This is a genomic window from Polaromonas sp. P1_H6 (assembly GCF_056405195.1).
Genome location: NZ_JBFUCN010000006.1, coordinates 192,342 through 219,093, shown reverse-complemented (window position 1 = coordinate 219,093; position 26,752 = coordinate 192,342). Strand labels below are relative to the sequence as shown.

General features: G+C 64.3%; 30 protein-coding genes. 9 read left to right on the top strand and 21 right to left on the bottom strand.

Translation table 11 applies throughout. The features are described from left to right. The first annotated feature begins 4 nt into the window (after positions 1–4). From AC1D1F_RS08110 to AC1D1F_RS08100, 3 genes are all read left to right on the top strand, one after another. A complete protein-coding gene (locus tag AC1D1F_RS08110; protein ID WP_477675257.1) occupies positions 5–886 on the top strand; it encodes a phytanoyl-CoA dioxygenase family protein in 882 nt (293 codons plus the stop codon). 4 nt (positions 887–890) lie between these two features. Continuing rightward, the gene (locus tag AC1D1F_RS08105; RefSeq protein WP_477696032.1) at positions 891–2,249 is read left to right on the top strand and encodes an NAD(P)H-dependent oxidoreductase; all 1,359 of its coding nucleotides are present in this window, start codon (positions 891–893) and stop codon (positions 2,247–2,249) included. Positions 2,250–2,340: 91 nt separating this feature from the next. Then, on the top strand, positions 2,341–3,237 hold the full coding sequence (locus AC1D1F_RS08100; RefSeq protein WP_477675259.1) for an NAD(P)-dependent oxidoreductase: 897 nt from the start codon (positions 2,341–2,343) through the stop codon (positions 3,235–3,237). 5 nt (positions 3,238–3,242) lie between these two features. On the opposite strand, the gene AC1D1F_RS08095 is transcribed toward AC1D1F_RS08100, so the two are convergent. Further along, positions 3,243–4,154, bottom strand: coding sequence for a proline dehydrogenase family protein (locus AC1D1F_RS08095; protein ID WP_477675260.1), 912 nt, complete (start codon positions 4,152–4,154; stop codon positions 3,243–3,245). A 274-nt stretch (positions 4,155–4,428) separates the two neighbouring features. After that, positions 4,429–5,100 (bottom strand): FadR/GntR family transcriptional regulator, encoded by a 672-nt coding sequence (locus tag AC1D1F_RS08090; RefSeq protein ID WP_477675261.1) that lies wholly within the window; start codon positions 5,098–5,100, stop codon positions 4,429–4,431. 281 nt (positions 5,101–5,381) lie between these two features. Here AC1D1F_RS08090 and AC1D1F_RS08085 point away from each other — a divergent pair, with 281 nt between their 5' ends. Beyond that, positions 5,382–6,251 (top strand): fumarylacetoacetate hydrolase family protein, encoded by an 870-nt coding sequence (locus tag AC1D1F_RS08085; protein ID WP_477675262.1) that lies wholly within the window; start codon positions 5,382–5,384, stop codon positions 6,249–6,251. Positions 6,252–6,413: 162 nt separating this feature from the next. On the opposite strand, the gene AC1D1F_RS08080 is transcribed toward AC1D1F_RS08085, so the two are convergent. Both AC1D1F_RS08080 and orn read right to left on the bottom strand, forming a co-directional pair. After that, on the bottom strand, positions 6,414–8,351 hold the full coding sequence (locus AC1D1F_RS08080) for a DEAD/DEAH box helicase (protein WP_477675263.1): 1,938 nt from the start codon (positions 8,349–8,351) through the stop codon (positions 6,414–6,416). Between the two features lie 374 nt (positions 8,352–8,725). Next, the gene (gene orn / locus AC1D1F_RS08075; RefSeq protein ID WP_436157844.1) at positions 8,726–9,289 is read right to left on the bottom strand and encodes an oligoribonuclease; all 564 of its coding nucleotides are present in this window, start codon (positions 9,287–9,289) and stop codon (positions 8,726–8,728) included. A 35-nt stretch (positions 9,290–9,324) separates the two neighbouring features. On the opposite strand from orn, the gene AC1D1F_RS08070 reads away from it, so the two are divergent. From AC1D1F_RS08070 to rsgA, 3 genes are read left to right on the top strand one after another with little or no spacing between them, the layout of a single operon-like run. Beyond that, a complete protein-coding gene (locus AC1D1F_RS08070) occupies positions 9,325–10,614 on the top strand; it encodes a M48 family metallopeptidase (RefSeq protein WP_477700694.1) in 1,290 nt (429 codons plus the stop codon). After that, the gene (locus AC1D1F_RS08065) at positions 10,611–10,931 is read left to right on the top strand and encodes a 4a-hydroxytetrahydrobiopterin dehydratase (RefSeq protein ID WP_436157846.1); all 321 of its coding nucleotides are present in this window, start codon (positions 10,611–10,613) and stop codon (positions 10,929–10,931) included. The genes AC1D1F_RS08070 and AC1D1F_RS08065 overlap by 4 nt, the downstream gene beginning before the upstream one ends. Beyond that, the gene (gene rsgA / locus AC1D1F_RS08060; protein WP_477675265.1) at positions 10,928–11,911 is read left to right on the top strand and encodes a ribosome small subunit-dependent GTPase A; all 984 of its coding nucleotides are present in this window, start codon (positions 10,928–10,930) and stop codon (positions 11,909–11,911) included. Before AC1D1F_RS08065 ends, rsgA begins: the two co-directional genes overlap by 4 nt. A gap of 25 nt (positions 11,912–11,936) precedes the next feature. On the opposite strand, the gene AC1D1F_RS08055 is transcribed toward rsgA, so the two are convergent. From AC1D1F_RS08055 to rpsP, 6 genes are all read right to left on the bottom strand, one after another. After that, positions 11,937–12,965 (bottom strand): CobD/CbiB family protein, encoded by a 1,029-nt coding sequence (locus AC1D1F_RS08055; RefSeq protein WP_477696034.1) that lies wholly within the window; start codon positions 12,963–12,965, stop codon positions 11,937–11,939. Between the two features lie 137 nt (positions 12,966–13,102). Then, entirely contained in the window at positions 13,103–13,810 is a 708-nt protein-coding gene (locus AC1D1F_RS08050) for a CoA pyrophosphatase (RefSeq protein WP_477696035.1), read from the bottom strand. 81 nt (positions 13,811–13,891) lie between these two features. Beyond that, complete coding sequence (gene rplS, locus AC1D1F_RS08045; protein ID WP_436157850.1) at positions 13,892–14,257, bottom strand: 50S ribosomal protein L19; 366 nt, start codon at positions 14,255–14,257, stop codon at positions 13,892–13,894. A 143-nt stretch (positions 14,258–14,400) separates the two neighbouring features. After that, a complete protein-coding gene (trmD, locus tag AC1D1F_RS08040; RefSeq protein WP_477675268.1) occupies positions 14,401–15,180 on the bottom strand; it encodes a tRNA (guanosine(37)-N1)-methyltransferase TrmD in 780 nt (259 codons plus the stop codon). Between the two features lie 84 nt (positions 15,181–15,264). Continuing rightward, on the bottom strand, positions 15,265–15,873 hold the full coding sequence (rimM, locus tag AC1D1F_RS08035) for a ribosome maturation factor RimM (protein WP_477675269.1): 609 nt from the start codon (positions 15,871–15,873) through the stop codon (positions 15,265–15,267). A gap of 25 nt (positions 15,874–15,898) precedes the next feature. Beyond that, the gene (gene rpsP, locus AC1D1F_RS08030; RefSeq protein ID WP_436157853.1) at positions 15,899–16,150 is read right to left on the bottom strand and encodes a 30S ribosomal protein S16; all 252 of its coding nucleotides are present in this window, start codon (positions 16,148–16,150) and stop codon (positions 15,899–15,901) included. 198 nt (positions 16,151–16,348) lie between these two features. On the opposite strand from rpsP, the gene AC1D1F_RS08025 reads away from it, so the two are divergent. Both AC1D1F_RS08025 and AC1D1F_RS08020 read left to right on the top strand, forming a co-directional pair. Continuing rightward, positions 16,349–16,885 carry an N-acetyltransferase family protein gene (locus AC1D1F_RS08025; RefSeq protein WP_477696036.1) on the top strand — a complete coding sequence of 179 codons (537 nt, stop codon included), beginning with the start codon at positions 16,349–16,351 and terminating at the stop codon, positions 16,883–16,885. A 7-nt stretch (positions 16,886–16,892) separates the two neighbouring features. Beyond that, entirely contained in the window at positions 16,893–17,366 is a 474-nt protein-coding gene (locus tag AC1D1F_RS08020) for a hypothetical protein (protein ID WP_477675271.1), read from the top strand. Here AC1D1F_RS08020 and AC1D1F_RS08015 read toward each other — a convergent pair whose 3' ends face one another. From AC1D1F_RS08015 to AC1D1F_RS07965, 11 genes are all read right to left on the bottom strand, one after another. Further along, positions 17,367–18,404 carry an inorganic phosphate transporter gene (locus AC1D1F_RS08015; RefSeq protein WP_477696037.1) on the bottom strand — a complete coding sequence of 346 codons (1,038 nt, stop codon included), beginning with the start codon at positions 18,402–18,404 and terminating at the stop codon, positions 17,367–17,369. A gap of 17 nt (positions 18,405–18,421) precedes the next feature. After that, positions 18,422–19,069: a DUF47 domain-containing protein gene (locus AC1D1F_RS08010; protein ID WP_413327724.1), complete on the bottom strand. Its 648-nt coding sequence runs from the start codon at positions 19,067–19,069 to the stop codon at positions 18,422–18,424. 177 nt (positions 19,070–19,246) lie between these two features. Continuing rightward, the gene (locus AC1D1F_RS08005; RefSeq protein ID WP_436157857.1) at positions 19,247–19,609 is read right to left on the bottom strand and encodes a DMT family protein; all 363 of its coding nucleotides are present in this window, start codon (positions 19,607–19,609) and stop codon (positions 19,247–19,249) included. Positions 19,610–19,631: 22 nt separating this feature from the next. Then, the gene (locus tag AC1D1F_RS08000; RefSeq protein ID WP_477677353.1) at positions 19,632–20,594 is read right to left on the bottom strand and encodes an AEC family transporter; all 963 of its coding nucleotides are present in this window, start codon (positions 20,592–20,594) and stop codon (positions 19,632–19,634) included. Between the two features lie 60 nt (positions 20,595–20,654). Continuing rightward, positions 20,655–22,745 carry a TonB-dependent receptor gene (locus AC1D1F_RS07995; protein ID WP_477677354.1) on the bottom strand — a complete coding sequence of 697 codons (2,091 nt, stop codon included), beginning with the start codon at positions 22,743–22,745 and terminating at the stop codon, positions 20,655–20,657. A gap of 81 nt (positions 22,746–22,826) precedes the next feature. Beyond that, on the bottom strand, positions 22,827–23,243 hold the full coding sequence (locus AC1D1F_RS07990; RefSeq protein WP_477677355.1) for a hypothetical protein: 417 nt from the start codon (positions 23,241–23,243) through the stop codon (positions 22,827–22,829). 132 nt (positions 23,244–23,375) lie between these two features. After that, positions 23,376–23,948 (bottom strand): DUF3299 domain-containing protein, encoded by a 573-nt coding sequence (locus AC1D1F_RS07985; protein WP_477677356.1) that lies wholly within the window; start codon positions 23,946–23,948, stop codon positions 23,376–23,378. A 51-nt stretch (positions 23,949–23,999) separates the two neighbouring features. Then, positions 24,000–24,284 (bottom strand): hypothetical protein, encoded by a 285-nt coding sequence (locus AC1D1F_RS07980; RefSeq protein ID WP_477653482.1) that lies wholly within the window; start codon positions 24,282–24,284, stop codon positions 24,000–24,002. Between the two features lie 5 nt (positions 24,285–24,289). Further along, the gene (locus AC1D1F_RS07975; RefSeq protein WP_477677357.1) at positions 24,290–25,492 is read right to left on the bottom strand and encodes an ABC transporter permease; all 1,203 of its coding nucleotides are present in this window, start codon (positions 25,490–25,492) and stop codon (positions 24,290–24,292) included. After that, entirely contained in the window at positions 25,489–26,148 is a 660-nt protein-coding gene (locus AC1D1F_RS07970; protein WP_477677358.1) for an ABC transporter ATP-binding protein, read from the bottom strand. Before AC1D1F_RS07970 ends, AC1D1F_RS07975 begins: the two co-directional genes overlap by 4 nt. Then, positions 26,145–26,648, bottom strand: a complete 504-nt coding sequence (locus tag AC1D1F_RS07965; protein WP_477677359.1) for a Fur family transcriptional regulator — start codon at positions 26,646–26,648, stop codon at positions 26,145–26,147. The genes AC1D1F_RS07970 and AC1D1F_RS07965 overlap by 4 nt, the downstream gene beginning before the upstream one ends. Positions 26,649–26,752: the final 104 nt, after the last annotated feature.

The window sequence follows — 26,752 nt, the reverse complement described above, 5'->3', positions numbered from 1 at the left end:
CGCGATGAGACTCAGCCCTGAACAACTTGCGCAATTCGACCGCGACGGTTACCTGTTTTTCCCCGGCCTGTTCACGCCGGAAGAAACCCGCACGCTCAACGACGCCGTGCCCGAGCTCTACGAGCGGCGCGAGGACTACAACATCCGCGAAAAAGGCAAGGACGCGGTGCGGACCAATTTCGCGGCGCACATGTACAGCGAACCGTTTGCCCGGCTCGCAAGGCACCCGCGCATGATCGAACCGGTGGAAGACCTGCTGGGCGAGCAGCTCTACATGCACCAGTTCAAGATCAACGGCAAGATGGCCTTTGAAGGCGATGTCTGGCAGTGGCACCAGGACTACGGCACCTGGCTTAACGACGACATGATGCCGACCGAACGCGCGATGAACGTGGCCATCTTCCTGGACGACGTGACCGAGCACAACGGCCCTCTGATGTTCATTCCCGGTAGCCACAAAAAAGGCGTGGTCGATGCGAAGCACGACCTCACCACCACCAGCTATCCCCTGTGGACGGTGGACAACGACCTGATTCGCCAGCTGGTGCAACGCGCCGGCGGAAAGCAGGGCGGCATCGTCAGCCCCAAGGGCCCGGCCGGCTCGATGATTTTGTTCCATTCCTGCCTGGTCCATGCCTCGGGCAGCAACCTCTCGCCCTTCAACCGGGTCAGCGTCTACCTGAGCCTGTGCGCCATTAGCAACCACATTCGCCGCCACAAGCGCCCCGAATATATCGCCCACCGCGACTTCACGCCCATCAGTTGCCTGCCCGACGACTGCCTGCTGAGAGACTACCCGGTGGACCTGCCGTGGAAGGACGGCGTGCCGGCTTCGGCGCTGCAAACCTCGATGGAAGAGATCGCGCCAGAACGCAAGGCGGCCTGAACCCATGAACCTCTATACAAAGCTCCAGCAACGCGCGGCCGAGGGAAAACCGGTGCGTATAGGCCTGATAGGCGCCGGAAAATTCGGCTCCATGTACCTGGCGCAAATCCCGCGCACGCCGGGCGTGCACCTGGTCGCGATCGCCGACCTCTCGCCCGACGCGGCACGCGGCAACCTCGCGCGCGTGGGATGGAAACCCGAGATGGCCCAGGCCGCCTCGGCGCAGGCGGCGATCAGGGCCGGCACGACCTGGATCACCGACGACTGGCAGGCGGTGGTCACGCATCCGCAGATCGACATCATCGTGGAGTGCACCGGCAACCCGATCGCCGCGGTGGAGCATTGCCTGCAGGCCTTCGCGCACGGCAAGCACGTGGTCAACGTCACGGTGGAGGCCGACGCTTTTTGCGGCCCGCTGCTGGCGCGCAAGGCGGCTGAGGCCGGTGTGGTGTATTCGCTGGCCTTCGGCGACCAGCCGGCGCTGATCTGCGACCTGGTGGACTGGGCACGCACCTGCGGCTTCCCGGTGGTGGCGGCGGGCCGCGGCCACAAGTGGCTGCCGCATTTCTGCGAATCCACGCCCGAGACGGTCTGGGGCAACTACGGCCTCACGCCCGAGCAGGCCGCGCGCGGCGGGCTGAACCCGAAGATGTTCAACAGCTTTCTCGACGGCTCCAAGCCGTCCATCGAATCAACCGCGGTGGCCAACGCCACGGGCCTGACCGTGCCCAGCAACGGCTTGCTCTACCCGCCGGCCAGTGTGGAAGACATTCCCTATGTCACTCGCCCCATCAGCGAGGGCGGCGTGCTGGAGCGCAAAGGCATGGTGGAAGTCATTTCATCACTGGAAGCCAACGGCCGCAAGATTCCCTACGACATCCGCATGGGCGTCTGGGTGACGGTCGAGGCCGAGACCGACTACATCAAGAACTGCTTTGAGGAATACAACGCCCACACCGACCCCAGCGGGCGCTACTTCACGCTGTACAAACGCTGGCACCTGATAGGCCTGGAGGTCGGCGTGTCGGTCGCCAGTGTCGCGCTACGCGGCGAACCGACCGGCGTGGCGACCTGCTGGAACGCCGACGTGGTGGCCACGGCCAAGCGCGACCTGCAGCCCGGCGACATGCTGGACGGCGAAGGCGGCTATACCGTCTGGGGCAAGCTGCTGCCCGCCGACACCTCGATGAAGATGGGCGGCCTGCCGCTGGGCCTGGCGCACCAGGTCAAGGTGGTGCGCGCGGTCAAAAAAGGCCAAAGCCTGAGCTGGAACGACGTCGCCATGGACACCTCCACCCCCGCCTACACGGTGCGCCGGGAAATGGAAGCCATGTTCGCGCCGGCCCTGAAAAAAGCCGCGTAAAAAGCAGCCGGAAACGCCGCCTAGAAAGCTCGCTGACAGCCTTCTCGCGCCGCCTGCTTCATGATGGCTGAAAGCCATTTTGAGGACACGAATGACCAACGCCAGCGACATGCCCCTTCCCCGCATTGCCTTTCTGGGCACGGGCATCATGGGGCTTCCCATGGCCAGGCGCCTCGGCGAGGCCGGCTATGCGCCGCAGGTATGGAACCGCACGCAGGCCAAGGCCGGGCCGCTGGCCGCGCTGGGCGCGGTAGTCCACGCGCGCGCCGAGGCCGCGGTGGCCGGGGCCGACATCGTCATCGGCATGCTGGAAAGCGGCCCGGTGGTCGAAGCCGTGCTTTTCGCGCAAGGCGTGGCCGCCGCAATGAAGCCCGGCGCGCTGTTTCTCGACATGGCGTCCATCCAGCCGCGCGAAGCACGCGACCATGCGGCGCGCCTGGGCGCGCTGGGCATTTCCCACCTCGACGCGCCTGTGTCGGGCGGCCCCGGCGGCGCGGAAAGCGGCACGCTGGCCATCATGGCCGGCGGTCGGGCGGAAGACTTCGCGAGAGTCCTGCCGGTGCTCAAGCACTTCGGGCACGCGATCCACGTGGGCCCGCATGGCAGCGGCCAGCTCACCAAGCTGGCCAACCAGATGATTGTGGGCATCACCATAGGGGCGGTGGCCGAGGCGCTGCTCTTCACCTCGCGCGGTGGCGCCGACATGGCAAAAGTCAGGGAGGCGATCACCGGCGGCTTCGCCGACAGCCGCGTGCTGCAACTGCACGGCCAGCGCATGCTGGAGCGCGACTTCGCGCCGCGCGCCCGCATGGACATCCAGCTCAAGGACATGCGCAACGCGCTGGCGACCGCCCAGGAGATCGGCTTTGAGGCGCCCATCACGGCGCTGTTCGAGCGGCTTTATGCCGAGGGCGTGGAGAACGGCCTGACGGACCTGGACCAGTCTGCCTTGTTTGTCGAACTGGCCAGCCGCAACGGCATGAGCTGACGCGCTTAGCGCATCAACAGGGCGCACACCAGGTAACCCGCGATGCGCGGATTTTCCTTGATGCGCCGCATGCTGTAGCCGTACCAGTCCTTGCCGCAGGGCACGTAGATGCGGACCGCATAACCCTCGGTCAGCAGGCGATCCCGCAGGCCTTCGCACACGCCGAGCAGCATCTGGAACTCAAACGCCGTGTTGGCCACAAGCCGGCTACGCGCCAGCGCGATCACCTGGCCCACAAGCTCCTCGTCATGCGTCGCGACGCCGACAAAGGTGCCACTTTCGAAACAACGCGCGACCTGGCGCAGGAAGTGCGGGTTGATCGCGCGCCGGTCGTGCCAGGCGCCTTCCACGAGATGCTCGCGCGCCTCGACATAGATGCCCTTGCAGATGCGCAGGTTTTCAGCCGCGCCGAGCAGCGGGCCGATATCGCAATCGGTGCGCTTGAGGTAGGCCTGCAGCACCAGGCCGACATTGGCATATCCGCGCTTTTTCAGGCGCAGCAACAAGTCGATCTCGCGCTGTGTGCAGCTCACGTCCTCCATATCGATGCGCACAAACGTTGAGCTCGCCTTCGCTGCGTCGAGCAGGCGTTCCAGGTTGCGCTCGCAATGGGCCGCGTCGAGCAGCAGGCCCAGCGCGGTCGGCTTGACCGAGATGTTCGCGCGCAGCCCGTCACGCGCGATCGCTTCGAGCACCTTGAGGTATTCACGCGTTGTGTCGTCGGCTTGGGACAGGGATTCGACGGTTTCGCCCAGGACGTCGACAGTTGCAGAAAAACCAGCGGCATTGAGCGCTGCGATGCGGTTGATCGCATCGGCCACGGTGTCGCCGGCGATATAGCGGCGCGAGACTTTGCGGATCAACGCACGCGGCGCCAGCGGGATGGCCAAGGCCACCAGGGTATTGAACAGGGACATGACGGTTTCCAAAAAATGAGATGAACGTGACCGCGCGGACGATGCGGGATCGTCGCGAATGAAAAAGGCGGTCGGGATCAGGCACCCGGCCTGGGTCGGTCCGGCGGGTGCGGGCAGTGCTTCAGCCTTGTGTCAGGACGGGTGTCCGGGCGCGCGGAAGCAAAGCATCAGTTTTTTGAAAGAGGAGGCCAGGCGGCTGCGTGCATGTCGATGTGTTTTTCGAGAGGCGCCGGACCGCCGGCGCCGCCATCGCATCATAGCTTCAGTGGCCGCGCTAGTGGCCGAGCATATTGGTGCGCACATGCACCAGGTGCGCTACGCAGAGTTCACGCGCTCGCTGCGCGTCCCGCTGCTGCAGGGCGTCGACCAGCGCGCGATGCTCGCGCTGGTAATCCAGCCGGCGCTCGGGCGTGGCGCTGCGGCGCTTGAGCATGCCCCACTCGGCGTCGGAGCGCGCCTGGTTCATCATGCGAAAGACGCCGGAGATAAAGCTGTTGTGCGCGGAATCGGCGATGACCTCATGCAGCAGGCTGTCCCAGCGCTCGAAGTCTTCCAGCGTGGTGGCCGCTTCGGCCTTGGTGCAGCATTCGTGCATGCGCTCGAAGTCGGCTGAGTTGGCATTGCCTATGACCATCTCGATGATGGCCGGCTCCAGCGCCAGCCGGGCGCTCATGAGTTCGGCCGGGCTGGCCGAGCGCGCCGGTCCGCCTTCAGCCATGGCGGCCAGCGATTCGGCGATATGCGCGCTGACATAAGTGCCGCTGCCCACCGTCTGGGTGATCAGGCCCCGCTCCTTCAAGCCCGCCAGCACGCGGCGAACGGCCGCGCGGCTCAGGCCGCTTTGCTCGCTGAAGCTGCGCTCGGTCGGAATGCGGTGGCCCGCGCGCCATTTACGCGACTTCAGGTTGTCGAGGATGGCTTCCTGCAGGGCTGTTGCGCTGTTCATGGGCTGGGTCGAAGTGGTGTGAACAGGGAAATGGAGGATCGGTTCCGATGATAGTGGCCTGTGGTTGAAGACCGCATGATTCGTCAAATTGGCTTCAATTGGTTTATCTACATTTTCTTGCAAATTACGCACGATTAATAGGGGGTATTTTCCCGAAAAACCACGTTGAACTTGCACTGCGTGGTTGCACATTGGTAGCTCTTGGTTCTACGATGGCCAAAATGAAAAGGCCGCAAAGAGGCCTCACCAAAGGCCGGCATGGCCCACAACAGGAGACAAGATTGCGCATCGCGACTTTCCAGTACCAGGGCCGGCGCCACGTCGGCCTCGTTTCGAATGACGGCCAGAGCGTCACGCCGTTTGACATGACGCCCGAGCAGGCACGCACAGGCGCATTGCCGCTCATCATGGCGGGCGGCGACCTCGCGCAAGCCGCCTTGCAAGGCAGCGGAAGCATCGCCATCAGCGCTGTCAGGCTGGAAGCACCTCTGCCGCTGCCGCGCCGCAATATCTTTTGCGTGGGCCGCAACTACCACGCCCATGCCAAGGAACTGTCGGCCTCGGTTTTCAAGAACAACAATGCCAACCCCGAATCCTGGCCCATCGTCTTCACCAAGGTGCCTGAATGTGTGGTGGGGCCGCATGACGATGTGGTGTTGCCGATGGGCGTATCGGAGCAGATCGACTATGAATCGGAGCTCGCCGTCGTCATCGGCACGGGTGGCCGCAACATCGCGCGCGCGGAGGCCATGGGGCATGTGTTCGGCTACACCATCGTCAACGACGTGACCGCGCGCGACGTGCAGATGCGCCACCAACAATGGGACCTCGGCAAGTCCTTTGACACCTTTTGCCCCATGGGCCCTTGGATCGTCACGGCCGACGAACTCGACGGCACGCGCACCCGCGTGCGCGGCTGGGTCAACGGCGAGCTGCGCCAGGACGGGCTGACCACGGACCTGATCTTCGACATTTCGACGCTGATAGAAACCTGCTCGCGCGGCATCACCCTTTACCCGGGCGACGTGATCGCCACCGGCACACCGGCCGGCGTGGGCATGGGTATGACGCCGCCGCGCTACCTCAAGGCGGGCGACGTGGTGCGCGTCGAAATCGACGGCATTGGCGCGATTGAAAACCGCTTTGTATGAATGGGGTTTTGAGCGCGCGTTGGTCGTGAAGGAGACAGGCACCAAGGGCGGATAAGCCCCAGGTCGCGACGCAGGCCATTGCCGCCCATAAAAAAAGCCGCTGCAGACAATGTCTGCAGCGGCTTTTTTATTTGCCGTTACCGCGCGATGATTATTTAAGCATCAATCGCGGAAGGGCTTGGAGAACTTGCCGGGCTTCTTAGCCGCGTCGCGGGGCACGAACACCTTGCCTGCAGGCTTGGCGAAACCAGGCTTGCGGTTGGCGAAGTCGGGGCGCGGCGCGAAACCTTCATTGCGGGAAGCAAAGCCCTCGTTACGGGGGGCGAAGTTGCGGTCGTCACGCTGGGCGAAGCCGGCGTTGTTGTTGCCGCCGCCGAAGCCGCGGTCATCCTGGCGGCGCGGGCCGCGGTCATTGAAGCCCGAACGGTCCGCGTAGTTGTTGCCGCCTTGCGGTGCGGGAGGACGGCCCTGGAAGGCGCCGCGGTCTCCGCCGCGATCGCCACCACGGTCATCGCGGTTGTTGCCAAAACCGGCAAAGCCGCCGTTACCGAAACCACCTGCCGGCTTGCGGCCGGCATAGCCGCCACGGTCACCACCGCCGCCGCCGAAGCTGCGGCCGCCGCGGTCACCGCCGAAGTTGCCGCGTGGGCGATCGGACGTGGGGGCGAAGCGCTGCTGCGGCTCCAGGCCGGCGATCACGCTGGGCTTGAGGTTCTGCTGCATGTAGTGTTCGATGTCCTGGATCTTGCGGCGATCACGGAACTCGGCGATCGTGACAGCCACGCCTTCGCGGCCGGCACGGCCGGTGCGGCCGATGCGGTGCACATAGTCTTCGGCTTTCATGGGCAGACCGTAGTTGATCACGTGGGTGATGGTGGGCACGTCGAGGCCGCGGGCGGCCACGTCGGTTGCCACCAGGACTTGCACGCGGCCGTCACGGAAAGCCATCAGGCGGCGGTTGCGCAGGCCCTGGCCCAGCGCGCCGTGCAGCGCCACGGCGCTGAAGCCTTCTTGCACCAGGTCGTTGGCCAGGCCGTCGCATTCAACCTGGGTGCTCGCAAACACGATGGCCTGGTTGATGGTGGTGTCGCGCAGCAGGTGATCCAGCAGCTTGCGCTTGTGGGTCATGTTGTCGGCCCACAGCAAAGATTGCGTGATGGACGCATGCTTTTCGTGCGGCGAGTCGATTTCGACGCGCTGCGGCGTGCGCATGACGCGGGTGGCCAGTTGCATGATGCGGGGCGCGAAGGTAGCGCTGAACATCATGGTCTGCTTGCGCTCGATCGTGAGCTGGTTGACTTCGGTCAGGTCATCGGCAAAACCGAGGTCCAGCATGCGGTCGGCTTCGTCGACGACGAGGAACTGCACCTGGTCCAGCTTGATCTGCATGCTGCGCTGCAAATCGAGCAGGCGGCCGGGCGTTGCAACCACGAGGTTGGCGTTCTGCAGCTTGGCGATTTGCAATTGGTAAGGAATGCCGCCAACAACGTTGGCAACGCGCAGGCCGCGGCAATGGCGAACCAGGTCGATGGCGTCGGCGCAAACCTGCTGGGCCAGCTCGCGCGTGGGGCACAGGATCAGCGCACCGGGCGTGGCGGCCTTGAAGTTGCGGGGGCTGGTCGGGTCTTTGCGCTTGGGCTTTTTCAGCGGGGTTTCGCCGCGGGCGACGGCTTCTGCGCTCAGGCGCTCAAACTCGGAGCGCTCAAAGCGCTCGGCTTCTTCCTGCTGCTTGAGCAGGGTGTGCAGCACGGGCAACAGGAAAGCGGCGGTCTTGCCGCTACCGGTCTGGCTGGAAACCAGCAAGTCGGTGAACTTGGTGGCCTTGGGGTCGGCGTCCAAAGCTTGCATGGCCTTGGGGATGGTGGCCATCTGCACGGCGGTGGGCTTGGTGAAGCCCATGTCGGCGACAGCCTGCAGCAGTTCCTTGGCCAGGCCAAGCGCTACAAAACCGTTGGGCTCGGCCACGATGGCGTCGAGCGAAGTTGGAGTTGCTTCAAGCGCATCGGAAAAATCCGGAGCGGCGTTGAAACCAGTGTCGATGTTGTCGGCGGCAATGGCTTCGGGCAAAAAGTCGCCACGTGCCTCAAAAGAGTCAGTCATGTGTTTCTCACTAATCACCTGTCCGCAGCGCTTTTGGCGAAGGAACAGGAAACTTCACCTCCCGCGATGCGGAAGGCTTCGTTCATGGTTAATAAAACATCAACCATCAAACGAATATGCAGCTTGGGTAACGAGCGATCAACAAGGATGTTGGTGCTGTACCCGAAGCGGTGACTCCGTTGTGGAGTCCAAAAGTGTGAGGTAGATGTACAAATGCAGCGCACCCAGTGCAACTGCAAGCCCACGATTATAGCGTGCTTTACGGGTTTCTACCAGTCTCTTATTGGTTAACTGCCATCACCACCGCCAATCGCTCTCATTTCAGGAGCAACCAGCGCATGCCCAGCCTCGCTAAATCGAAAAGAGGCCGAAAATCACTTCAGGAAATGTTCCCGGTAGTGTTCCAGTTCGTCGATGGATTCGTGCACGTCGGCCAGTGCCGTGTGGCTTTGGCGCTTCTTGAAAGCGCTGTAGACCTCCGGCCGCCAGCGCTTGGCCAGCTCCTTGAAAGTGCTGACATCGACGTTGCGATAGTGCAAAAAAGCCTCCAGCTTGGGCATGTACTTGACCAGGAAGCGCCTGTCCTGGCTGATGGTGTTGCCGCACAGGGGCGAACTGCCCTTGGGAACGTACTGGGCAAGAAAGGCCAGGATCTGCGCCTCGGCATCCGCCTCGCTCACGGTGCTGGCCTTGACCTTGTCGATCAGGCCGCTGCGGCCGTGGGTGCCTTTGTTCCAGCTGTCCATCTGGTCCAGCAATTCGTCGGTTTGGTGGATGGCCAGGACCGGGCCTTCGATGCGCGGGGTAAGTTGCGGGCCGGTGACGATCACGGCGATTTCAATAATGCGTTCTTTTTCCGGGTCCAGCCCGGTCATTTCGCAGTCCAGCCAGACGAGGTTCTGGTCTGATTTTTTGAGTGTGGTTTCAATTTCGGGCATGCTCCGATTCTCGCTGATCGCCTAAACTGCCCGCTATGACCGACTATTCGCTTGTTTTCACCGGGGTGTTCTCAGCCGTGCTGGTGCTGGGCCTGCTGGCCAAGTTCTACCTGGCTTCGCGGCAGATCCGCCACGTGGCGCGCCACCGCGGCGCCGTGCCCGCGGCATTTGCCGGCACCATCTCGCTCGAAGCGCACCAGAAGGCAGCCGACTACACCATCGCCAAGGCCCGCTTCGGCATGCTGGAGATGGCGTTTGGCGCCGCCGTACTGCTGGGCTGGACCCTGCTGGGCGGCATAGACGCGCTGAACCAGGCACTGGCCGGCTCCAGCCTGGGCGCTTACGGCACCCTGCTTCCCCAACTGGCCCTGCTGGGCGCCTTCGGCCTGATCAGCGGTGTGCTGGATTTGCCCTTCACGCTGTACAGCACCTTCCGCATCGAGGAGCGTTTCGGCTTCAACAAGATGACGTTCAAGCTCTGGCTGGCCGACCTCGTGAAATCCACGCTGGTGGGCCTGGTCATAGGCTTGCCCATCGTGGCGCTGATCCTGTGGCTGATGGGCAGCGCGGGCCGCCTCTGGTGGCTCTGGGCCTGGGGTGCCTGGATGGGCTTCAACCTTCTGGTGCTGGTGCTCTACCCCACCGTCATCGCGCCCATGTTCAACAAGTTCAAGCCGCTCGAAGATGAAGCGCTGAAGGCACGCGTGACGGCCCTGATGCAGCGCTGCGGCTTCGCGGCCAAAGGACTGTTCGTCATGGACGGCAGCAAGCGCTCTGCCCATGCCAATGCCTACTTCACCGGCTTCGGCGCGGCCAAGCGCGTGGTGTTTTACGACACCCTGCTCAAGCAGCTGAACCCCGGCGAGGTCGATGCCGTATTGGCCCATGAGCTAGGGCACTTCAAGCACAAACACATCATCAAGCGCATCGTCTCCATGTTCGCCATGAGCCTGGCAGGCTTCGCGCTGCTGGGCTGGCTGTCGTCGCAGGTGTGGTTTTACACGGGCCTGGGCGTGCGCCCCAACCTGGATGGCGCCAACGACGCGCTGGCCTTGCTGCTGTTTTTGCTGGTGGTGCCGCTGTTCAGCTTTTTTATCTCGCCGCTGTTCGCCCAGTTCTCGCGCAAGCACGAGTTCGAGGCCGATGCCTATGCCGTCGGCCAGACGGACGGCAAGGACTTGCAGAGCGCGCTGCTCAAGCTCTACCAGGACAATGCCAGCACACTGACGCCCGACCCGGTGTTCGTGAAGTTCTACTACTCGCACCCGCCGGCTTCCGAGCGGCTGGGCCGCATGACCCCTTCCCTTGAAAGCGCCGCGACATGAGCAACCCCATCCACCAGAACCGCCGGGCCCTGAGCGCCACCGAGATCGTCACGCAGCTGAGCAAACTCAACGGCGAGCAAGCACTGGGCTGGCGCCTGATCGACGGCTCGCTGGAAAAAACCTACAGCTTCAAAAACTACTACGAGACCATCGCCTTCGTGAACGCGCTGGCCTTCATCGCCAACGCCGAGGACCACCATCCCGACCTCGCGGTGAGCTACGGTAAATGCACGGTGCGCTTCAATACGCACGATGTGGACGGCGTTTCCGTCAGCGACTTCTTCTGCGCGTCGAAGGTAGACGCCCTGCTGGCTTGAGCAAACCGCAACGCCCTGCAGCGGCCCCCATGACGGGGACGCAGCCGGGGCTGGTGGTGGCCGGCTTCGGCCGCCACGTGCTGGTGGAAACCGAGGCCGGCGAGCGCCTGATCTGCCACCCGCGCGGCAAAAAAAGCCAGGCCGTGGTCGGTGACCGCATCCGCTGGCTGCCTTCGGAAGACGAGGGCACGATCGAAAAAATCGAGGAGCGCAGCAACCTGTTTTACCGCCAGGACGAGATGCGCACCAAGTCCTTCGCGGCCAACCTGGACCAGGTGCTGATCCTGATCGCCGCCGAACCCGAATTCTCGGAAAGCCAGTTGACCCGCGCCCTGATCGCCGCCGAAGCCGAAGGCATCACGCCCGTTATCGCGCTCAACAAAAGCGACCTGGGCGAGCCCTTCACTCGTGCATGGGCCAAGCTGGCACCCTACAGGACCATGGGCTACCGCATGCTCTCGCTCGCGATCAAGCCCAAAGCCGAAGGCTCCAGGCCGGCGACCACCCAAGCGGCGGAATTGCAGGAACTGGTCGAACTGCTGCGCGGCAAAAAAACCCTGGTGCTGGGGCCCTCAGGCGCCGGCAAAAGCAGCCTGACCAACCTGCTGGTGCCCGGGGCACGCGTGCTGACCGCCGAAATCTCGCAGGCCCTCAACTCAGGCAAGCACACCACCACCAGCACGACGCTGTATTGGGTGGACACCGGCGACGGAAACACGCGGGCCACGGCATTGATCGATTCGCCGGGATTCCAGGAATTCGGCCTGCACCACATCGAGCCCATGCGCCTGGCCGGCTACATGCCGGACCTGAAGATCCACGCCCAGGACTGCAAGTTCTACAACTGCACGCACCTGCATGAACCGGGCTGCGGCGTGATTGCGGAGGTCAATGCGACCGACCATCCCAGCAGCATCAGCGCCAACCGCTATCGCCTGTACAGCGAACTGTTCGCGGAGCTCTCGCAGAGCCGGTATTGAGGGAAGTGTTTGAGCGGCGGGCCGCTCAGCCGAGCAGGCGGGCCAGCGTCAGCAAGGCCAGCAACACCATCCAGAGCACCACGGAGCGCCACACCAGCCCCACGATGCTGCGCAGGTGCGCGACTTCGGGCTCGCGGCCCGGCGTGGCCTCGGTGGCGATGCCGTCTTCCGCATCAAGCCCGCCGGCCTGGAAGCCTTGGGAACTGTCCGGTGAGAAGGTGGCCTTGAGCACCTCGCCGCCCAGGCGCACGTTGACGGCGCCGGAGGTGGCGGCCAGGATGATGCCGTCGTTGCGGTTCTCGGAAGCCGAAGGCGCATTCGCCGGGAAGCGCTGCGTATAGGTGCGCCAGGCGTCGATCGCGTCCTCAAAACTGCCGACGACCGCGAAGCCTAGCGATGTGACACGCGCCGGCACATAGTCGATCACGCCCCAGGCGCGGCTGGCGGCCAGTTGCAGCGCCATGCTGGCGCCCTCGCCCGCCGCTGCGGCGGTTTTGCGTTTGTAGGCCCAGTAACGCGAAACGAATTCGCTCATGCGATACAGCACCGCGCCCGCCGGCCCCAGGCCCAGCGCGGCCAGCACCGAAAACCAACCCAGCACGCCGAAGACGTGGCGATGCGCGGCCAGCACCGAATACTCAATGACATGGCGCACGATTTCACTGCGTGGCAGTTCGCTGGCATCCACCTGCCGCCACTGGGCCAGCAGTTCGCGCGCCGTGGCCTCATCGCCGTCGTCCAGCGCGTCGCGTATGTCGGTGAAGTAATGGCTGAATTGGCGGAAGCCCAGCGTGACATACAGGATTGCCACGCTCCAGGCAAAAGCCAGCACGATGTTGATGTTCCAGAGCAGCCAGTGGATCAGCATGGTGACCAGCGCCGGCACCATGACGGCGACCGTCCAGGCGATCCAGCCGTGGTGCGGTTTGCCGGCGTCCAGGCTGCGGTTGGTCCAGCGCGCCCAGCCGCGAAAGCCTGCATGGATCCAGTTGCCACGGGCCAGTGGCCGGGCCTGTTCGATGATGAGTGCAAACAAAACGGCAAAAAAGCTCATGCTGGAATCATAACTTGGCCCCCACGGTCGCTCACTGCGTGTAGCTCCCTGCCCCCCGAGGGGGCCGCTGCGCCTGCGGTCTGGCTAAGCCAGTCCCGCGGCCCCTGCTTGACTTGATAGCGGGCCCCCGAGGGACCTCAGGCGCTGAGAAAACGGTAGAGGTTGCGCAGCATACCGGCCGTCGCGCCCCAGATATAGCGCTCGCGGGCTTCGCTGCTGTCGCTTTCGCCGGAGGGGTCGGAGTACGGCATGGACAGCCACTGCCGGATGACGCCGTCGAATTCGAACTCGTGGCGGCGGTGGTGGGCGGGGTTCATCAGATAGCCTAACGGCACTTCGAACACATCGGCCACTTCGCCGGGATTGGGCTGCAGCGCGAAGCCGGGCTTCACCAACGCCACCACCGGCGTGATGATGAAGGCCGTGCCGGTGACGTAGGTTGGCAAGGTTCCCAGCACCTCCACATGGTCGCGCGGCAGGCCGATTTCCTCGTGGGCTTCACGCAAGGCGGTGTCCACCGCGTCGCGGTCGGTGTCGTCCGTGCGGCCGCCCGGCAGGGCGACCTGGCCGGAATGCGTGGAGAGGTTGGTGGTGCGTTCGGTCAGCAACAGGGTCAACTCGTCGCGCATGACCAGCGGCACCAGCACGGCTGCCAGTGCCGGCGTACGGTCGGTGAATTTTTTCTCGACGCTGTGCTCGGGCGTCCAGACCGGCGGATGCCGGAAGCGCTCGCGCAGGGCCTGCGCCGACAGCCGATCCATCGGCACGCCGGCCAGGTGGTCGTCAATGCCCAGCACCGGGATGCTGCGGGGGTCAAACTTGGGCAGCGGCTTGGAGGAGTTCATGAGAAGAGGAAGAGGAGCACAGCGTAACAGGCACAAAAAAGCCGCTCATTGAGAGCGGCTTTTTCAGGGGCAACGCTGCTTTTACGCAGCCTTGGCGCCCAGCTTTTCCTTGATACGTGCGGATTTGCCGCTGCGGCTACGCAGGTAGTACAGCTTGGCGCGACGCACATCACCGCGGCGCTTGACTTCAATCTTGGCGATCAGCGGGCTGTACACCTGGAAGGTGCGCTCGACGCCTTCGCCATTGGAGATCTTGCGGACGATGAAGCTGGAATTGAGGCCGCGATTGCGCTTGGCAATCACCACGCCTTCAAAAGCCTGCACACGCTTGCGGGTGCCTTCAACCACGTTCACGCTGACAATGACGGTGTCGCCAGGTGCGTAAGCGGGAATGGTTTTGTTGAGGCGGGAGATTTCTTCCTGCTCGAGGGTCTGGATCAGATTCATGATTTTTCCATCTAACTTTTTCGTTCATGCACGCGCTACGCTAAAGACCGCAAATCCATGGATTCATCCGGAGATGGTTCAGATGGTTGCGGTGGCCGCCAGAGGATCGAAAAGCCTTTGATTATAGCAAGCCGAGGCTTTGCTCAAGCGTCTTTGTCCGGGTTTTCGACCAGATCGGCCAGAAAAGCCTCGTCGCTTTCGCTCAAATGACCACTCTCACGCGCTTTTTGCACCAATTCGGGGCGCTCGTGTTGCGTCAACGCCAGCCGCCGCTCACGCCGCCAGCGCTCGATGTGGGCGTGGTTCCCCGACATCAGGGTGGCCGGCACCGGCTGGCCGCGCCAGCTTTCAGGCCGGGTGTAGTGCGGGCAGTCAAGCAGGCCGTCCAGCGCCGGGTTGAAGCTGTCGAACTGGTGGCTGCCTTCGTCATTGAGCACGCCGGGCTGCAGCCGGGCCACCGCGTCCAGCAGGGCCATGGCGGCGACTTCGCCGCCCGACAGCACAAAGTCGCCCAGGCTGATCTGCAGGTCGACGTGGGCCTGGATGAAACGCTGGTCCAGCCCCTCGTAGCGGCCGCAAACCAGCACCGCACCGGCGCCGGCCGACCAGCTTTCGACGCCGGCATGGTCCAGCACCTTGCCTATGGGCGAAAACAGCACTGTCGGCACCTTGAGCGCACCGGCGGCGGCGCGGTCGGCGTGGATGGCTGCGAGGCACAGCGCCAGCGGCTCGGCCATCATCACCATGCCGGGGCCGCCGCCAAATGGCCGGTCGTCCACCCGGCGGTAATTGCCGTCGGCATATTCGCGCGGGTTCCAGAGCTTGACTTCGACCAGGCCCGATTCATAGGCACGGCGAGTGACGCCGCTGGCCACGAAAGGCGCGAAGAGTTCGGGAAACAGGGTGATGACGTCAAAGCGCATGGAAAGGCTATTTTGCGCGAGCCGGGCGCTGAGGGGAAATGGGACGGGAAAGGCCCCGAAAGGGACCCCGGAAAGCGGCAGGCCTCAGTAGTCGGGCTGCCAGTCCACGGTGATGCACTTGCCGGCGATGTCGACGGCGTCGACATAGACCGAGACAAAGGGAATCATGCGTTCGGCGGTGGCGCTGCTGCCATCTTCCTGCTGGGTGGTGTATTCCACGCAGAGCACGGAATGCGGGCCGGTGGCCATCAGGTCGCGTACAAGCCCCAAGCCAACGCCTTCGCGGTTGACCACCTTCAGGCCGATCAGGTCGACCCAGTAGTACTCGTCCTTGGAGGCGGCGGGAAAGCTGCTGCGCGGCAAAAAGATGCGGGCGCCGCGCAAGGCCTCGGCGGCATTGCGGTCGTCCAGGCCGGTGAACTTGGCGACGACGGAATCGGAATGGACTTTGGCCTCGTCCACGCTGAGCGTGACGGTGCCGGAAAACAGGGTGAAACCCGGGCGGAATTTGGCGTCAGGCGCCTGCAAAAACCAGGATTTAGCCGCGAAAAGCGCTTCTGGATCGGTGCTGTGCGGCAGGATTTTCACCCAGCCCTTGACGCCCCAGGCATCCAGGATGCGCCCGACTTCGATGGCGTCGCCCGGCAGGCTTGAGGGTGTCAAGCCCGCGGACGGCGAGAGGCCGGGCTGCATCGAAACTTGAATAAGTTTCTGGAGATCAGGCGGCCTTGGCGGCGCCTTGCTTGACCAGGCGCTCCACGGTCGGGGACGGCTGTGCGCCGACACCGATCCAATGGGTCAGGCGGTCTTGCGCAATGCGCAGGCTCTCTTCGCCACCTTTGGCGATCGGGTTGTAAAAACCGATGCGCTCAATGAAACGGCCGTCGCGGCGAACGCGTTTGTCAGCCACAACAATGTTGAAAAAAGGACGGTGCTTGGAACCGCCGCGTGCAAGTCGAATGACGACCATGATTTATCCTTCGGGTGGTGGGGCTTACCGGTAAAGTAGATACCCCAATGTTCTGCAGCGCTTGAGACACACGACATGGCCACCCGGCCAGCGAATTGCTGCAAAGCCTGAGATTATAGCCTGCCGGACGGTTTTCCCGGAAATTCGCTCTTCTTCCCTGCCTTTCGCTGCCTCCAACCGCCCTGCGCGCCCTCCTCCATGCCCCTCATACGCCCCAGCCGCGACGAAGACATTCCCGCCATCACCGCCATTTACGGCCACCATGTGCTGCACGGCACGGGAACCTTTGAAACCGAAGCGCCCAGCGTCGCCGATATGGCCACCCGCCGTGCCGACGTGCTGTCCAAAGGCCTGCCCTACCTCGTCGCCGAGCAGGACGGCCAGATCGCCGGCTTCGCCTACGGCAACTGGTTCAAGCCGCGCCCGGCCTACCGGTTCTCGGTGGAAGACTCGATTTACCTGGCCCCCGACCAGCACCGCAAGGGCCTGGGCCGCGCCCTGCTGGCCGAACTGCTGGCACGGTTTGAGGCCGCGGGCATACGCAAGGCCATGGCGGTGATAGGTGACTCCGCCAATGTCGGCTCGGTGGGCGTGCACCGCTCGCTCGGCTTCACCGAAGTCGGCACGGTCCGCTCCTGCGGCTGGAAATTCGGTGCCTGGCGCGACATCGTCATCATGGAAAAGACCCTGGGCGCAGGCGACACGCAGCCGCCGCCCGAACAGCACGCCGCATAATCGCCGCATGCAGACCGCCTCCTCCGCCCCCAAATCCCCCAAAAACAAAACCCTGGCCGCCTGGCTGGCCTTCATCACCGGCCAGCTCGGCGTGCATCGCCTTTACCTGTTCGGCCTGGGCGACGTCTGGGCCTGGCTGCATCCCATCGCCGCCGCCCTGGGCTGGTGGGGCGTGGAGCGCGTGCGGCTGTACGGCCAGGACGACCACCTCGCCTGGGTGCTGATACCCCTGCTGGGCTTCACCCTGGCCGGCACGGCCCTGACCGCGATTTACTACGGCCTGATGCCGACGGAAAAATGGAATGCGCTGCACAACGCCGGCACACCGGCCACCCAGGCCGGCAACACCAACTGGCTGACCATAGGCGCGGTGGTGTTTGCGCTGCTGTTCGGCACGATTTCACTGATGTCCAGCATCGTGTTCAGCTTCCAGCGCTACTTCGAATATCAAGTTGAAGAAGCGAAGAAAATATCCCAGTGATCAGAACACCTGAAGACTGACCCAATACGCGATCGCAGCGACAAAGGCCGAAGCGGGAATGGTGAAAATCCAGGCCCAGACGATGTTGCCGGCCACGCCCCAGCGCACCGCCGAGGCGCGCTGCGTGGAGCCCACGCCGACGATGGCGCCGGTGATGGTGTGTGTGGTGGAAACGGGAATGCCCAGCGCGGTTGCCAGAAACAGCGTCAGCGCGCCACCGGTTTCGGCGCAAAAGCCGCCCACGGGCTTGAGCTTGGTGATCTTCTGGCCCATGGTTTTGACGATGCGCCAGCCGCCGAACATGGTGCCGAAGCCGATGGCGATGTAGCAGACGATGACCACCCAGATCGGCAGGTGCTCGGTGGTCGCCATCATCCAGACCGGCAGGCCCTGCACGTTGCTGGTGGTCGCGGCGATCAGCAGCAGCCAGATGATGCCGGCGGTTTTCTGCGCGTCGTTGCCGCCATGGCCCAGGCTGTAGGCGCCCGCGGACACCAGCTGCAGCCGGCGAAACCATCGGTCGGCCTTCGACGGGGTCGTCCTGCGACACACCCAGGCCACCGCCACCATCATCAGCGAACCCAGCAAGAACCCCAGCAGGGGCGACACGAAAATAAAGGCCACCACCTTGAAGACGCCTGAAGCGATCAGCGCACTGGCGCCGGCCTTGGCGATCACGGCCCCCACGATGCCGCCTATCAGCGCATGCGAGGAACTGCTGGGAATGCCGTAGTACCAGGTGACGATGTTCCAGGTGATCGCCCCCGCCAGCGCGCCGAACACCACATGGGTGTCGACCACCCCGGGCATCACGATGCCCTTGCCTATGGTCGCCGCCACGCTCAGGTGGAAGATGAAATACGCGAGGAAGTTGAAGAAGGCGGCGAACAACACCGCCTGCCCCGGCTTGAGCACGCCCGTCGAGACCACCGTGGCGATGGAATTGGCCGCGTCATGAAAGCCGTTCATGAAGTCGAAGGCGATGGCCAGGAAGACCAGCAGGAACACCACCCACAGGGCGGCCTGTACGGTTTGCATGATTCAGGCGCCCGGGTTCAGGAGTTCTCGAGGACGATGCCCTCGATCAGGTTGGCCACGTCCTCGCACTTGTCGGTGATGGTTTCGAGCAATTCGTACACAGCCTTGAGCTTGATGACTTCGCGCACGTCGGGCTCTTCGCGGAACAGCCGGCTCATGGCCGAGCGCATCACGCGGTCGGCGTCGGATTCAAGCTTGTCGATTTCCTCGCAGGTCTTGAGCGCGGCTTCGGCCGTCGCGGCGTCGCTGACTTTTTCGATCAGCGCCACGGCGTCCTGCAGGCGCTCGCAGCATTTGACGCTGAGGTCGGTCAGCCGGACGATGTCCTCCGTCATGTGGCGTACGTCATACAGCGCCATGGTTTCGGCCGAATCCTGGATCAGGTCTGCCACGTCGTCCATGGTGTTGATGAGCTTGTGGATCTGCTCGCGGTCGATGGGCGTGATGAAGGTCTTGTGCAACGCGCGGTTGACTTCATGCGTGATGCGGTCGGCGGCGCGTTCGGCATGGTCGACTTCGCGGTTGAAGGCTTCGCGCTTTTCCACGTCGCTGTAGTTGGCGACCAGCTTGGAAAAGGCGTGGGCCGCCTCCACGATGCGTTCTGCATGCTGGTTGAACATCTCGAAAAAATTGCCTTCGCGCGGCAGCAATTTGCCAAACAGCATGTTGTTTCCTCAGGAATTAAGTCAAAAATATGACGTTTTTGTAACTGCCGGAAGTTTAACCCGCCCCCACGGTCGCTCACTTCGTGTAGCTCCCTGCCCCCCGAGGGGGCCGCTGCGCCTGCGGCCCGGCGAAGCCGGTTCCGCGGCCCCTGCTTGGCTAAACAGCCATTGCGCGGATCAGGCGGAGCGGAAGATAAAGTAAACGGCGCCGACCATGCACAGCGCCGCCCACAGGTAATCGAGCTTGAGCGGCTCGTTCAGGTAGAACACCGCGAAGGGCACGAACACGCTGAGGGTGATGACCTCCTGCATGATCTTGAGCTGGCCGACGCTGAACTGGGTGAAGCCTATGCGGTTGCCGGGTACCTGCAGCAGGTATTCAAACAGGGCGATGCCCCAGCTGATCAGCGCGGCGACGTACCAGGGCGAGGTCGCCAGGTTCTTCAGGTGGCCGTACCAGGCGAAGGTCATGAACACGTTGGACAGCAGCAGCAGGCCTATGGTCTGCGCCGACACCGGCAATGACTGGAGGAATTGCATCAGAAAGACTCCGGATTAGGCGTCAGCCGAAATGGCCGACCAGGATCAGCACCACGGTCAGCGTCACCAGGGCCAGCGCGGTGGAGACCACCACGCTGGCGGTGATCAGCTCTTCGGCGACCTTGTAGCGCTGGGAAAACAAGAACACGTTGGCGCCGATCGGCAGGGCCGAAGCCACCACCATCACCGCCATGGGCACGCCGCTCACGCCCAGCAGCCGGCACAGGCCGAACACCAGCAGCGGGTGCAGCAAATTCTTCACCCCGGCCAGGGCCAGCGCCTGGCGCCAGTGCTCGCCCACACGCGTGTTGGCCAGCGTCACACCGACCAGCACCAGCGCGAGCGGGCCGAAGGCGGTGGCCAGCAGTTCCAGGGGTTTGTCGACGACCGCGGGAATCGTGAAACCGGTCTGCGCGAACAGCAGCCCGGCGATGATGGGGAGCGGCACCGGGTGCAGCAGCGCGTTTTTCACGGCCATCATCACGGTAGCCACCGGGTGCCGCGGCGCGCTCGTCACTTCGTCGCTGGTGCCGAGTTTTTGTTCATGGGCCACCGCAAGCTCCAGCACCACGGTGGCGCTGGTCAGCAGCACCAGCGAATGCACCGAGACCAGCGTGAACAGCGTCACCAGGCCCTGGGGCCCGTACATCAAGCCTATCAGCGCGATGCCGATCATGACGGTGTTGGAAAAGGTGTTGGCCAGCGCCAGCACGGCGGCGCGGCGGTTGAAGCCCTGCACCAGCAGGGTGCCGCCAAAAAGCACGATGACCGCCAGGAAGTAGGCCAGCACCGGCTTGAAATCGAGCTGCTCGATGCGCACCCGGCTCATGGTGCGAAACAGCAGGGCCGGCGTGAGCAGCAGGAAGATCAGGTTTGAAAGGTCCTTGATGGCATTCGCCCCGATCCACTGCGCCCGGCCGGCGAAAAACCCCGCGGCGATCAACAGCACAACCGGGAACAGGGACTCAAAGACAAGCGTGTTCATTGGCGTAATCTTAGCTTGCGAACCACCGCGACATGCCCGGCCCATGCTCCCGGTGGCTGCCTAGAATGCCAGCTGCATTCCCACTTTCAGGCTGCGCCCCGGCAGCGGCGCCTTGAGGAAAGCCGTGGTCGTCAGCACCGAGGCCGCGCTGTAGGCCAGCTGGTTGGTCAGGTTATCCACCTTTGCGTACCAGAGGACGTTGCTGGCGCCGGCCTTCATGCGGTAGGTGGCCGCCAGGTTCCACAGCGTGTAAGCCGAAGTGGCGCGCTGGCCGGCGGCCACGCGGTTCTGCGCCATCGAGTGGTCAAAACCTATGCTGCTGCCCCAAGGCCCGCTGGCCCAGATCAGGCTGGCGCCCAGGCGTGCCGGCGCGATGCGCGGCAGCGGCTGGCCGTTGCTGAGGTTGGTGGCGCGCACGACGTCCCCGCGCAGCGCCAGGTCCAGGCTGGACGCGCCTTCCAACAGGCGTATGTTGCCGCTGGCTTCCAGGCCCACGAAGCGCGCGCGCACGCCGGTGTAGGCAAACTCCGGCAGCAGGCTGTTGTCCGGGTTGCTGTCGTCCACACCGTCGCCATCCAGGTCGGCGGGGTTCAGTGCACCGTCTTCCTGCCCGTATTGGTTGCCCGTGGCCAGCAGCCCGACGTAGTTCTTGAAGCGGTGCACATAGGCGTTGGCGCTAAAACTGTTGGCGCCCGACTTCCAGTTGGCGCCCAGGTCCAGGCTGGTCGACTTTTCCTTGCCCAGGGTGGGGTCGCCGGTTTCCCAGGCCTTGGTCGCCACATGGGGGCCCTGGGCGAAGAGTTCATAGTCCTTGGGCGCGCGTTCGGTGTAAGCCAGGTTGCTGGTGAGTTGCCAGCCCGGCGCCGCGTTCCACAAAGCACCCAGCGCATAGCTGTGCGGCGTGAAGTCGCGCGTCAGCGGTGCGAAGCGCGCCACCAGCGGGTTGCCCAGCGACTCCACCTTGACCGACTCCAGCCGCCCTCCAAAACTGAGTTTGCCCCAGCCCGTGGCGTACTCTTCATAAGCGAACATGGCGTTCTGCGAAGTCTTGCTGTAGGGTGCGAAAGCCTCCGCGCCGTCGGCCGAGAAGCGGTTGTTCTCGGCCTGGAAGCCGACCAGGCCCTCCAGGTTTCCGATGCGCGCATGCCGCGCTTCCAGCCGCAGATCGCTGCCCTTGTTCTTGAACACGGTGCCGGGATTCGGGCCTTCAAACTCGGTGTGCTGGTAGTCGGTGTGGCTCAACTGGCCCTTCACGCTGCGGATGAAGCCGCCCAGGTCGCGCACCTCGCCTTCCAGCGCCACGCGATTCGACTTCATGTCGATCGTCACGTCGTCTTCGGCCACCGTGCCGTAGTTGCTGCGGTAAGTGCTGACCGACGCGCCCAGGTAGCCGTGGTCAAAAAACACCGAACCGCCGGCCGCGCCGCCGCGGACTTTGCTGTCGGAATTGCAGATGCGGTTGGTAATGGTGTTCACGCCGCCCTTGCCGCAGGCCAGGTCCGTGGGCACCTTCACGTCACCGGTTTCGCGGTTGAACACATCCACATGCAGGGCGTAACGGTTGTTGCCGCCTTCGAGCAGCACGCCGCTGCGTTTCTCGCGGTTGCCGCTGGCAAGGCCCAGGTCGACCTTGCCGCCCACGCCGCCCTTTTCATCGAACAGCGCCTCGCGCGGGATGCGGTTGTCGATGACGTTGACCACACCGCCCACGGCGCTGCCGCCATAAAGCAAGGCGCCGGGGCCGCGCAGCACCTCGACGCGTTCGATGCTGATGGGATCGGCCGTCACCGCGTGGTCATAGCTCAGGCTGGAAGCATCCAGCGTCGCGCCGCCATTGCCCAGGATGCGGATGCGGTCGCCGTCCAGGCCGCGGATGATGGGGCGGCTCGCGTTGGGGCCGAAGTAGGTGCTGCTCACACCGGGCACGCCGTCCAGGGTTTCGCCCAGCGTGGTTTTGGCGCGCAACAGCAGCCCGGCACCCGAGTACTGCGCCGCGGGCGCGATCAGATCGGTGGAACCGAGCGGGTTGCCGGTGACGGTGATTTCTTTCAGGCTGGGCGCGGGCGCCGGCGAGGCGGTCTGGGCATTCGCCAGGCCGCAAGAGAGCGTTGCCGCGACGCAAAGCGCGTGGCTGATAAAAGGTGGTTTCATGATGACTCGCTGAATCGGAAAAGAAGAAGAGCAAAGCTGCGCCTGGCCTGGCGGCCGGCGCTAAACAAGCAGAGGGGAAATTCAGCGAGTGGAAGGCGGGCCGCGCGCGTCGAACAGCGCCGCCCAGCGGGCGAGTGCTTCGCCGCGGGAGATGTCAAAAGCCACGCTGGACAGCACCAGCGGCAAACTCAGCAGGGGAAACGCAGGCGCCGCCTGGCCATGGCTGGCCTGGTCGAACAGGCGGCAGTCCGAATCGCCGTCATGCGAGGAAAACAACGAGGCCAGCCAGCCGTCGTCGCCCTCTTCTTCGGCATGCGCAAGCGCAGAGTGTTCCTGCTGATGCTGATGGCCGTCGTGATGCACATGTGATTGCGCATGGACATGCGCCTGCGGGCCATGCACCACGCCGTGCATCAGCCCCAGCAGTTGCGCAAGCAGCAGCGCGGCGGCCAACAGCCAGGGCAAGGTCCGCGCTGGAACGCGCGACAAGGCATTCATGGACGAAGGAGTCCTGACTTGAAGCCGTTCACAAAACCCAGCGAAGCGGTCCTGGCTAGGCGCGTCGCCGCAGACAGTACACCAGTACGGCAAGGCGGCGCAACAACGCCAGGAGGGTTTTGTGAGCGGCGCTTATTTGACGCTGGTGGCATCCGTGATCCGGTAATAGAGGCCGTAGGAATCGTCATTGAGGACCAGGAAGCGCCCCTCCACCACCACCGGCTCCATGCTGTACTTCACCGGCGTCTTGGTCTTGACCTCGACCATGCTCTCCGGCCCGCCGGGCAGGCAGAAGGCGCAGGTCAGCGGCACCGACGACAGCAGGAAATGCTTTTGTTTTTCGCCCGGGTCCAGCGGCATCATGAAACCCTGGATGCGCTGCGTCTTCTGGTTCAGCGCCATCTGGTCCAGGGTAAAGACCGGCAGGATGCGGTTCTTCTCGCTTTTGGTTTTCACCGCCGTCAGCACCGACCAGGGCACCACGTCAGTGCGGGCCGCCAGCGGCGGGAACGGGCTGTTGGCGCCATGCACGCCCGCACCCTGGCCCACCGGCAGGTCAAAACCCGGCGCCGCAGCAGCAGCCGGCTTGGCGCCGCCCGCCACCGGCGAAGACAGGGTCTGCGCCTGCAGGCCCGCGGCCGTAATGGACAGGCCGCAGGCCAGCGCGCCGGCGTGGCTCAGGCAATGGCGAAGGATGGGGTGCATGCGGGACTCCTGGGGGTGTGGCGACGGTTCAGGCCTGATGATGCCCCAGGCTCAGTGAACGTGCTTCATGCCGCAGTATTTGCCGACGGCCAGCCCTTTGCAAGCGGCCTGCAGTTCTTTTTCGCAGACCTCGTCTTTTTTACCCGACTCCAGGCATTTGGCCGCGTTTTCATGGGCGGCGGCCATGGCGCGGTGGCGCTGGATGTCTTCCTTGGTTTCCTTGTCGCTGTGCTGCGCATGGGCCAGCGAAAAAGTGGCGCTCAGGGCCAGCGCGGCCACGCCGCCCAGGACGGGCGAGAACTTGAGGAATTGCTGGGCGAAACGAAGGCTTGGCATAAAAGTTACCTTGATTGGAGAAGTTCAAACACACTGACCCGGTAGGCCTCCCAGGCGGGCAGCAGCGCGGACGCCAGCGCCACCCCCAGGGCCAATACCGGCACACTTACCAGTTCGACCGGCCACGACATCGCGCCGATCAACACAGATTTTTCGAGCTGCAGCGCCCAGCCCAGCAGCGCCGTCAGGCCCTGCCCCGCCATCACGCCCAGCACAGTGGCCAGCAAGGCCAGCCACAGTGCCTCGCACAGCAGCAGGCCGGCCACCTTGCGCGGCGGCGCGCCCAGCATGCGCAGCAGCGCCAGGTCGGCCCGGCGCTCGCGCACCGCGCCCCACAGCGCGATGAACACGCTCAGGCCGGCCGTGAGCAGCAGCACGCCGGCCAGTGCGCGCAGCACGTCGGTGCCCACGCCCACCATGCTGAGCAAGCGCGTGATCTCCAGCGCCGGCGCCGCGGCCTGCATCTCGGTGCTGCTGTTGATGTAGCGCGGGAAGGTCACCGCCGCCAGCGGCGTTTTGTACTGGATCAGCGCCAGCGTGATTTCGCGGTCTTCTTCCAGCACCTTGCGGTCGTCGTCGTCCAGCGCGGTATCGGTCTCGTGCACCTGCCAGACCGATTCGGTGGCCGTCAGCACCAGGCGGTCCAGCACCGTGCGGCTGGGCGACAGTACACCGGACACCACATAGGGGCTCAGTTTGTGCTCTTCACCGCCGCCGCCCAGGCCGTGCGTGCCGGTGAAGCTGTCGCCCACTTTGAGGCCGGTCTGCCGCGCGACCTGCGCACCTATCACCGCCTGCATGGGCTTGGCCCACAGCGTGCCCTGCGCCAGTTGCGCCTCGTAGTGGCTGATGTAGTCGGGCGTGGTGCCCACGATGCGAAAGCCGCGAAAGCTGTCGCCCAGGCTGATCGGAATGATCTTGGCGACCTGCGGGTGTTTTTCGAGTTCCTTCACCGCTGCCAGCGGCACATTGCCGGTCGGCACGTCGAGGTGGAACACGCCCGAGAGGATAAGCTGCATGGGGCTGCCCTTGGCGCCCACCACCACGTCGATGCCCGCCAGGTCGCGGTCGAAGGCCTGGTTGATCTGGTGGCCCACCAGCAGCAAAAATGTGATGGACGCCAGGCCCAGTGTCAGCAGCAGCAGGTTGAGCGCCGCGGCCAGCGGACGCGACCACAGGTAGCGCCAGGCGAAAGCAATCGTCTTCATGTTGGCCGGCGCCCCAGTTGCAGGGCCTTGAGGCTTTTTTCGTCCCTGAAAAACTCCGCCACGCGCGCATCGTGCGTGGCGATCACCAGCGTCGCGCCCTGCTGCCGCGCCGTGGCCCGCAGCAAGTCCAGCGAAGCCGACGCGGCCTCGTCGTCCAGGCTGGCCGTAGGCTCGTCCGCCAGGATCACCCGCGGCTTGAGCAGCACCGCGCGCGCCAGCGCCACGCGCTGCGCCTGGCCGCCCGAGAGCTGCGCCGGCTTGCGCTGCGCCAGCGCCTGCACGTCGAGCGCGGCCAGCGCCTCGCCGATGCGGCTTTCGTCGGCCGGCCGGCCCGCGGCCCACTGCGCCATGGCCAGGTTGCCATGCACCGTGAGCGCCGCGCTCAAATGCAATTTCTGCGGCAGAAAGCCGACAGTGGCAGCACGCCAGGCATCACTCGCAAGCTTGCCCAATGTCTTCAATGATTGCCCCGCCACCGTGATCTCGCCTTCGGCCGGCGCCAGCAAACCGGCGGCCAGCGCCAGCCAGGTCGACTTGCCCGAGCCCGAAGCGCCGCGCAGCAGCAGCACGCCGCCCTGGGCCACGTCCACGTCCTCGAAGCGCAGTTCGGGGCCACCGCCCGCGTAGCGGTAAACCAGCTGGCGCGTGCTGATCATGAAAAAGCCGTCGCCGGCGCCGCCGTTGCGCAGTCGGCACAGACGCCGCGCACCGCGAAGTCCATGCTGGTGCCCTGGTAACCCAGGGCCTTGAGCGCTTCCAGCGCGGTCTGCGCGGCACGCTCCAGGTCATTGGCATTGGCTTTCAGGGCCCCTGAGAACGCGCCGTCCAGCGAGCTGTCGCGGTGGCAGCTCTGGCATTCAAAGTGCGGGATCGCGTGCACGCTGCTGGGCATGGCCTGGTAGCGCCGCACGCGTTTGGCATCGACGCGGCACAGCAAGAGCCCCACCTGCGTGAGCCGATCTATCAAGCGGTACAGGGTGACGCGGTCCAGCGCCAGCTCGGCATCGTCCGCCAGCGCCGCCTGCAGCTGCGCATGGGTGTAGCTGATGTCGGGGTGCGCCAGCAGCCAGCCCAGCACCAGCCGCGCCGCCGCCGTGCGGCGCAGTCCGTGGGCGGAAAGCAGGGTGTCTATCGGGTCGGCCGGGCGGTCAGTCATGGAAGGAAAGTTGGGCGCAGCGATGAAGGGCTACTGATTTTCAATTAACGCAATCTAGTTGCATTATTACCGTAATTGCACCTGTTTCCAGCCCAGCTTTGTAA